The 7,812-nt window shown below is 37.3% G+C and carries 8 protein-coding genes, 1 tRNA gene and 1 other RNA gene; 6 read left to right on the top strand and 4 right to left on the bottom strand.

What is annotated here, in order from left to right; translation table 11 throughout:
- Positions 1 to 36 precede the first annotated feature (36 nt).
- From C7B89_RS21620 to C7B89_RS21635, 4 genes are all read right to left on the bottom strand, one after another.
- Complete coding sequence (locus tag C7B89_RS21620) at positions 37 to 1,311, bottom strand: cation:dicarboxylate symporter family transporter (RefSeq protein WP_016995246.1); 1,275 nt, start codon at positions 1,309 to 1,311, stop codon at positions 37 to 39.
- Positions 1,312 to 1,403: 92 nt separating this feature from the next.
- Positions 1,404 to 2,282, bottom strand: coding sequence for a response regulator (locus C7B89_RS21625; protein WP_048391012.1), 879 nt, complete (start codon positions 2,280 to 2,282; stop codon positions 1,404 to 1,406).
- Positions 2,283 to 3,542, bottom strand: a complete 1,260-nt coding sequence (locus tag C7B89_RS21630; protein ID WP_112116956.1) for a sensor histidine kinase — start codon at positions 3,540 to 3,542, stop codon at positions 2,283 to 2,285.
- A 126-nt stretch (positions 3,543 to 3,668) separates the two neighbouring features.
- Positions 3,669 to 3,761: transfer RNA gene (locus tag C7B89_RS21635), tRNA-Ser, on the bottom strand.
- 168 nt (positions 3,762 to 3,929) lie between these two features.
- Between C7B89_RS21635 and ffs the strand changes: the two genes are divergently transcribed.
- The 6 genes from ffs (at position 3,930) to C7B89_RS21665 (ending at position 7,643) form a co-directional block, all read left to right on the top strand.
- Positions 3,930 to 4,197: signal recognition particle sRNA large type (ffs, locus tag C7B89_RS21640), an RNA gene on the top strand.
- A 141-nt stretch (positions 4,198 to 4,338) separates the two neighbouring features.
- On the top strand, positions 4,339 to 6,123 hold the full coding sequence (gene dnaX / locus C7B89_RS21645; RefSeq protein ID WP_115674563.1) for a DNA polymerase III subunit gamma/tau: 1,785 nt from the start codon (positions 4,339 to 4,341) through the stop codon (positions 6,121 to 6,123).
- Positions 6,124 to 6,143: 20 nt separating this feature from the next.
- Positions 6,144 to 6,458 (top strand): YbaB/EbfC family nucleoid-associated protein, encoded by a 315-nt coding sequence (locus C7B89_RS21650; protein WP_004233957.1) that lies wholly within the window; start codon positions 6,144 to 6,146, stop codon positions 6,456 to 6,458.
- A gap of 11 nt (positions 6,459 to 6,469) precedes the next feature.
- Positions 6,470 to 7,066: a recombination mediator RecR gene (gene recR / locus C7B89_RS21655; RefSeq protein ID WP_048391017.1), complete on the top strand. Its 597-nt coding sequence runs from the start codon at positions 6,470 to 6,472 to the stop codon at positions 7,064 to 7,066.
- A gap of 13 nt (positions 7,067 to 7,079) precedes the next feature.
- The gene (locus tag C7B89_RS21660) at positions 7,080 to 7,295 is read left to right on the top strand and encodes a YaaL family protein (protein WP_004233954.1); all 216 of its coding nucleotides are present in this window, start codon (positions 7,080 to 7,082) and stop codon (positions 7,293 to 7,295) included.
- Positions 7,296 to 7,370: 75 nt separating this feature from the next.
- A complete protein-coding gene (locus C7B89_RS21665) occupies positions 7,371 to 7,643 on the top strand; it encodes a pro-sigmaK processing inhibitor BofA family protein (protein WP_048391019.1) in 273 nt (90 codons plus the stop codon).
- Positions 7,644 to 7,812 lie beyond the last annotated feature (169 nt).

Genomic DNA, 7,812 nt, shown 5'->3' on the forward strand with positions numbered 1-7,812 from the left:
CACGATGCCATCCAACATCGTGAGGATTTTTTTAAATTACGCTAGATTTTCATTATCATTAAAGTAATTTTTCATCTTTTCTCGATCGAAACGGCCTTCCCATTTAGCCATTACTAATGACGCTAATGAGTTACCAATTACGTTAACAACTGTACGTCCCATATCAAGAATACGGTCAATACCAGCAATGAAGGCTAGTCCCTCAAGTGGAATACCTACAGTACCTAAAGTTGCTAGAAGTACTACGAATGATACGCCTGGTACACCTGCAATACCTTTTGATGTAACCATTAATACAAGCATTAACGTAATTTGTTCACCAATGCTTAGGTGAATACCGTACATTTGTGCAATAAATAATGCTGCAATGGCTTGATATAGTGTTGACCCATCTAAGTTAAAGGAGTAACCGGTAGGTATAACAAAAGATACAATATCCTTTGGCGCCCCTAATTTCTCCATTTTCATCATAATACGTGGTAACACAGCTTCAGAACTTGCTGTTGAGAAGGCTAAAATTAGCTCATCTTTTAATACTTTAATTAAATAGAAGATGCTGATTCCTGCGAATTTTGCCACAAGTCCAAGAACGACAAAGATAAAGAATAGCATTGTTGCATAAACAAGAATTGCTAATTTGGCAAGTGGAACCAGTGAAGCAAACCCATATTTGGAAACGGTTACACCAATTAAACCAAATACCCCTAGTGGCGCGAATTTCATTACGAGGTTTGTTACCCAGAACATAGCATCTGCTACCCCTTGGAAGAAGTCTAAGACTGGTTTCCCTCGATCTCCTACTGCAGCAACCCCTAAACCGAAAATAACTGAGAAGAAGATAATTGCTAGCATATTACCTTCAGCCATTGACTGAATAATATTTGTTGGGACAATGCCTACAATGATATCAAATGGTCCCTCATGCTGAACTTCCTCAGTTGTTGATACATACTTCGAAATATCTCCTTGAGATAATTCATTCATGTTAAGACCTGCACCAGGTTGGAAAATGTTTGCGGAAAGTAATCCAACTACGATTGCAACTGTAGTAATAATCTCAAAGTAAATTATAGATTTCCCGCCTAATCGTCCAAGCTGCTTCATATCTCCAGTACCAGCAACACCAACGATTAATGTCGAAATAATAATTGGTACAACAATCATCTTAATAAGATGTAAAAATATATCCCCTAATGGTTGTAGATATGTCTCAATTTTGGGATTTCCGTAAAAGATACCGCCAACAATGATCCCTAAAATCAAACCGATTAAAATCTGAGCGGCTAAACTGACTTTAAATTTCTTTTTCAAATCCTTTGTACCTCCCCTAATATTAAATTTTTAGGACACGCCTTACTTTAATAATACGGAGGACTTATGGAATCCGACAAAATCCGAGAAAATTAATTTACTTTTGTTAAAATGTCTGAATATAACACTTGAATAAACTTCTTAATATTTACCTTTGCTTTACGATTATCGTGATCTTCAATCTGTGTCATGAGCTGACGAATTTCTTTAAAATCAAAGTAGCGAGGGGCATAGTACTCGAATTCTGAGTTTGTGTAATCAACAACCCCTAAATTAGCGAGATTAATCATGGCAGCTAATATTGTACGACGCACACGCTGCTCGATGGCTTTACTCTCTTTTAAAATTTCATCTGGCGTAGCCTTGGTCACAGCTGCAATTTCTTCATAAAGCTCTTTTAATGGAGGAAGGGGGGCAATCTTGTGCTGGTGAGCAAGTAATGTTTCTATAATGGCAATGATATCCTCACTACCAATTTCCCCGACAATCCCCATATCATTCAAAATAGATTGAATATGGTCTCGTGATGTAGCTTTATGAGTCTTTTGTTCACTTAACTCAATATTTGTAAGTGATTGACGTATCACTAATAGTGAATTTTTAAGTCGAAATTGTTCAGTTGTTTTTTTCAAAACATTTTCGACTTCAATACGATTGATTGGTTTATGAATGAAGAAATCAATTCCTTGCTCATATGCTTCGCCAACCATTTCCTTATTCACTACCTGTGAAATCATAATAAATTGTCCCTCGAAACGATTTTGCATAAGTTGTTCCACAGTTGCTATGCCATCAAGCTTAGGCATCAGTAAATCAATAAGCACAAACTCTGGCTGTGTCATTAAAATTTGTGGAATGGCATCCTCACCATTGCGAGCCTCACCAATAACTGTTCCTAACCCGCTATCTTCAATAATTTGCTTTAACATAACACGACTTGCACGATCATCATCTACAATAAAATACCTCATTTAAGTCTCTCCCGTTTGAATAGTTTGCGTAGGAATTATGATTTTAAACGTTGTGTATTGATTGTTTGATTCAACGGTTATTGAGCCTTTTAATTTTTCTACTAGTTCAGCAACATGTGAAAGCCCAATGCCAGTTGCTGCAACACCATCAACATTGAATTTAGTGGTGTATCCAGGTTCAAAAATAACAGAAATATCTGCTTGTGAAATCCCTTGTCCATTATCACATACGGTTATTACAGTATTATCCTCTTGGCGCTCAATAGCAATAGAAATGATCCCTTGCTTTTCAATAGCCTCAACAGCATTGGCTGATAAATTATTTAATAGAGCAAGGAGTGCAATATGATCTTTCGTTTGAAAATCGAAGTCTATACATGTATTAAATTGTATTTCCTTACCGAGTAATTCTGCATATTTCCTATTACCTTCTTCAATATAATGCAATAATTCAGATAATACAAAAGGGCCAAAGCTCTTTTCACCGACAATCTTTGAAATACCAGCATATATCCGTTGAGAATCCTTTTTCACTTCATGGATTTCCTGGGCAATATGAAGTGCTTGTAAACTTTCCGCTCGAAAACCTAGTGTCTTTAACTGACGATATAATTCATAACCACTACCTGTAATTGTTTCAATATGATTCATTGATTTTTTTAAATATAGTGTCTCCACATAGAGATCAGATCCAATATTCAGCATTTCTTGTACCCGTTTTTTTTGTTCAGCTATCAAAATAGAGCTGTAAATCCCTACTACAAAAAAGCTTCGTAATAATGCTACCGCTAATAGGATCAAGAGATCATGGAGAAATAAAAAAGTATATGTTTGGACAAAAAAGCGGAAAATTTGTTCAGCTAAATTACTGATAACCTCACTAAAAGCAACGAGTAAACCAAGTTTTAGTGGTTTTTCTCTGTATTGTTGAATATCTAAAATTTGCAGGCATACTGCAAACAATACATAAAATAAACCAGCTGGTAAATGGTTAAATATACTCTCGGCAATCGGAACATCATGTATTGTTGAATTAATAACCCGAAAAATAGTTGTCACAATACTGGTAGCTACACCGGCTAAAATAATTGGTGTAGGTTTAATTAATGTGCATAAAAAGAAGACAATGGTTCCTAAACCAAAACGGAAAGTTGTATTAGCAAAAGGCATAATTTTAATTTCACTACCTACTGCGGTCATAACAGCAATAATGAAAATCCAAGTAAGGGAAGCACGCGTCATAAGTAATTTCGATTGCAATTCAACAACCTCCCATCATTGATATAATAAAAAATACCACAACCGAGGCGGAAGTGGTATCTAACAAGTAATACATACAATTTGGGCAAAAAAAAACGGCTACATTCGTAGTCGGAAATTTAAAACTGGAGGAGGTAGAGGGATTCGAACCCCCGCGCGGTGTTACCCGCCTGTCGGTTTTCAAGACCGATCCCTTCAGCCAGACTTGGGTATACCTCCATGTTATATTGCTTTACTGTCTTATCGACAAAAATAAATTTATCATAACTAGAAACGAACGTCAAGATAATTTTTGAAAAAATATATAATGTTTAAATCGTCACTTAGAAATAAATAATTTGTGCATTAAGTTGCATTTTATACAAACAGTCAGTATACTAGTTATTGCCGTGCTAGGTGGGAAGGTAGCGGTGTCCTGTAACTCGCAATCCGCTCTAGCGAGACTGAATTCCTTTTTCGAGGCTGTCCGTATTGTTTGGTCTGCCTTTTGCACGTAGTGTTGACGATTGGGTCCTGCGCAATGGATACCCATGAACCATGTCAGGTCCGGAAGGAAGCAGCATTAAGTGGTCTTATTCATGTGCCGCGGGGTTGCCTAATCTGAGCTAACGACAAGAGTAACGCTTATGTGCGGCTGTCAAGGAAAGGTGCACGGCATTAAATTGCCAATTCAAAGCATCCGTCTATTATAGGCGGATGCTTTTTTATTTTAAATTTAGCATCTTCATTTTCTATATAATGCTGCAAATGCTATAATAAAACTATTCAATTAAATGGAGAAGGAGAGAGGAAATCAGTGACGTATCAAGCATTTTACCGTGTGTATCGACCACAATCTTTTCGAGAAATGTCTGGTCAAACACATGTCAAAAGAACGCTACAAAATGCTCTCCTAGCAAATAAAACAACACATGCTTACTTGTTTTCTGGGCCCCGTGGTACAGGGAAAACAAGTACTGCTAAAATCTTTGCGAAGGCCTTGAATTGTGAACATGCACCATCGAAAGAGCCTTGTAATGAATGTGCTACATGCATGAGTATTACAGATGGTTCTCATCCAGATGTAATTGAATTTGATGCAGCCTCAAATTCACGTGTTGAAGAGATTAGGGATATCATAGAAAAGGTTCGTTTTGCTCCCGCAAGCAGTAGATATAAGGTGTACATCATAGACGAAGTGCATATGCTTTCTACAAGCGCTTTTAACGCTCTTTTAAAAACGTTGGAAGAACCACCTCCTCATGCTGTGTTTATTTTAGCAACTACAGAGCCTCATAAATTGCCTGCTACGATCATTTCTCGTTGTCAGCGTTTTGATTTTAAACGACTTTCTACTAATGATATTATTGAACGTATGAAGGTTGTTTTGGAAGATATTGACTTGCCATATGAAGAACAAGGTTTAAAGGTGATTGCACAATCAGCCGCAGGGGGAATGCGTGATGCTTTAAGCTTATTGGACCAAGTTGTGTCTTTTAGTGGCGAAAAATTAAAACTTGAGGATACGTTATTAGTTACAGGTTCTATTAGTCAGGATGTTTTTTATGATCTAGCAGAGGCACTCAAGGTAAAAGATGTTGCGCAAATGCTTGCCCTTTTAGAGCAACTTATAGCTGACGGTAAGGACCCTTTGCGGCTCTCAGAGGATTTAGTTACATTTTTCCGCGATTTATTATTACTTCAAACAAGTGATGATTTAGCTGAACTTTTAGAGCTTGTATCTCCTGAGGAACGTGTATTCACTTTAGCACACGAATTTGCACCAAATATGCTTTATGGGTATATCGATATACTGGCAAAGACACAGCAAGAGATGCGTTTCTCTCACCATACCAAAATTTATTTAGAGACGGCTTTGCTTAAAATGGTACAGTTTTCAGGAGGGATAGCCCATCAAACGGTGACTACAAATGAAATGGGAGAAAACCCTGATCTCACTCAAAAAATTGTGGCTCTTGAACAGCTGGTTCAGCAACTATCCTTACAACTGCAAACGGGGACTCCAGTGCAAACGCCGACAGCACAAAAAGAGCAACGGCCCCGAGCTAAAAGTCCGAATGGTTATAAAGCACCTACAGGTCGTATTCAGGAAGTGCTGAAAGATGCCACAAAGCAAGATGTGCAACGCATTAAGTCCATTTGGGCGCAGGCCTTAAGTCAAATGCAAAAATCACAATCTGCTCTTTTAGCAGAAGCCGAACCTGTTGCGGCATCTTCAAGTGCTTTTGTGTTAAAATTCAAGTATGATATTCATTGTCAGATGGTTGCCGACAACCAGTCTTTAAAGGCTCACTTTACACAATTAATTGCAGGGCAAACTGGTACAATGTACGAGATGCTATGCATACCAGAAGAATCATGGTTAAAAATGCGTGAAGAGTTTATTCGTGATCATGGTCTGCAGCAAAAGAAATCACAGTCTGAATCAGAGCATGGAGAAGAATTATTAGAGCCACCACCGGCAGAAAAGCCAGAAGAACCATTTATCGATGATGCCCAACCTCTTGCTTCACAAGATCCACTTGTGACAGAGGCTGAAAAGCTCTTTGGTAAAGATTTTGTTGAAATAATTGAAGATTAAATTTTTAGGAGGAAACATTTATGCGTGGAATGGGAAATATGCAAGGTATGATGAAAAAAATGCAAAAAATGCAAAAGGAAATGATGGAGGCACAAGAAGCTTTAAATGCTGAGCAATTCGAAGGTGTTGCAGGCGGCGGTATGGTGAAAGTAACAGTTTCTGGTCAGCGTGAAGTAGTTTCAGTAAATCTGGATGAATCTGTAGTAGACCCAGAAGACATCGAAATGCTACAAGACCTAATTGTTATTGCAACAAATGAAGCGTTGAAAAAAGTAGAAGAAAAAACAAACTCAACTATGGGTAAATTCACGCAAGGCTTAAACCTTCCATTCTAGGAGGTATTCATATGTACTACCCAGAACCAATATCTAAATTGATCGATAGTTTTATGAAATTGCCAGGTATCGGGCCGAAAACTGCGGCTCGTCTGGCGTTTTTTGTGTTAACAATGAAGGAAGATGATGTATTATCTTTCTCTAAAGCACTGATTGATGCTAAACGAAACCTAAGCTACTGCTCTGTTTGTGGCAATATAACAGATGTAGATCCATGTCACATATGTACAGATAAGCAGCGAGATCATTCTATTATTTGTGTTGTACAAGATACAAAAGATGTGATTGCAATGGAAAAAATGCGTGACTACAACGGTATGTACCATGTACTTCAAGGAGCAATTTCACCAATGGATGGTATTGGTCCAGAAGACATTAATGTTGCTTCTTTGCTAGTGCGCTTGCAAGATGAAAGTGTCCAAGAACTTATTTTAGCTACAAATTCAACAATCGAGGGTGAGGCAACCGCTATGTACATTTCTCGCCTTGTCAAACCGTCTGGCATTCGTACAACCCGTATTGCTCATGGATTGCCAGTAGGTGGAGATCTAGAATATGCAGATGAGGTTACGCTATCTAAGGCAATGGAAGGCCGACGCGAGTTATGAGTGAGGGATTAGTATGTTCTTCCGTAGTAAAGGGAAATTAAAAAAAGAATTCGATGATAAGCTTGTGAATCTGATTAAAGAAACAAAAGAGGATTTACAACAGGCAAAGATAATAGAAGAATTAATGGATGATTATGACCTAGGTGTAATTGCTCAACGCAAAACAGCAGAAAGTATTCATTTCTATTTGTTTAAGGAAGCTAGAATTCGTAAGGTATTAATAAAATAGTTCTCTGTAAAATATTCATAGAAGCAAAACAGGAAACATAAACTTTCATAATTATTTAATTGAGGGGGCAACTATATGTCTGGGTTAGTAATTATGAGTATTTGTATTCCTGTCGGGCTTCTTTTTCTTTATGTAATAATAAGACATGCTAAATTGGGTAAGATCTTAGAAGGATTATCGGTGTTTTGGTTTAGATTTGCATTTGCTTTTCTACTATTATTCGTAATCCATTTAGGTATTGGTTATATAGGATATAATGTGCCAATCAATCTGTTTTCGGTCTTAACAATCGCTGTTTTAGGTATTCCTGGTGTCTTAGGAATAACAGCTTTAATATTTATTTTATAAAAGGCTTGCAATATAAAAAGATTATGGTATATTTATAAAAGTCGCTAATACAACTGATTGAAACGGAAAATAATTTTAAAATTATTGTTGACACAGTTTGTAGCGCGTGGTATTATATAAGAGTTGCTGCTGAAACAGCGGCGAACGATATGAACCTTGAAAACTGAAC

The organism is Lysinibacillus capsici, assembly GCF_003367505.1.
In the GTDB taxonomy this organism is placed as follows: domain Bacteria; phylum Bacillota; class Bacilli; order Bacillales_A; family Planococcaceae; genus Lysinibacillus; species Lysinibacillus capsici.

Excerpts from the sequence above, each read along its gene's own strand:
- C7B89_RS21665 (WP_048391019.1), top strand. The coding sequence starts at position 7,371 with ATGTCTGGGTTAGTAATTATGAGTATTTGTATTCCTGTCGGGCTTCTT.
- C7B89_RS21650 (WP_004233957.1), top strand. The coding sequence starts at position 6,144 with ATGCGTGGAATGGGAAATATGCAAGGTATGATGAAAAAAATGCAAAAA.
- recR (WP_048391017.1), top strand. The coding sequence starts at position 6,470 with ATGTACTACCCAGAACCAATATCTAAATTGATCGATAGTTTTATGAAA.
- C7B89_RS21660 (WP_004233954.1), top strand. The coding sequence starts at position 7,080 with ATGTTCTTCCGTAGTAAAGGGAAATTAAAAAAAGAATTCGATGATAAG.
- C7B89_RS21625 (WP_048391012.1), bottom strand. The coding sequence starts at position 2,282 with ATGAGGTATTTTATTGTAGATGATGATCGTGCAAGTCGTGTTATGTTA.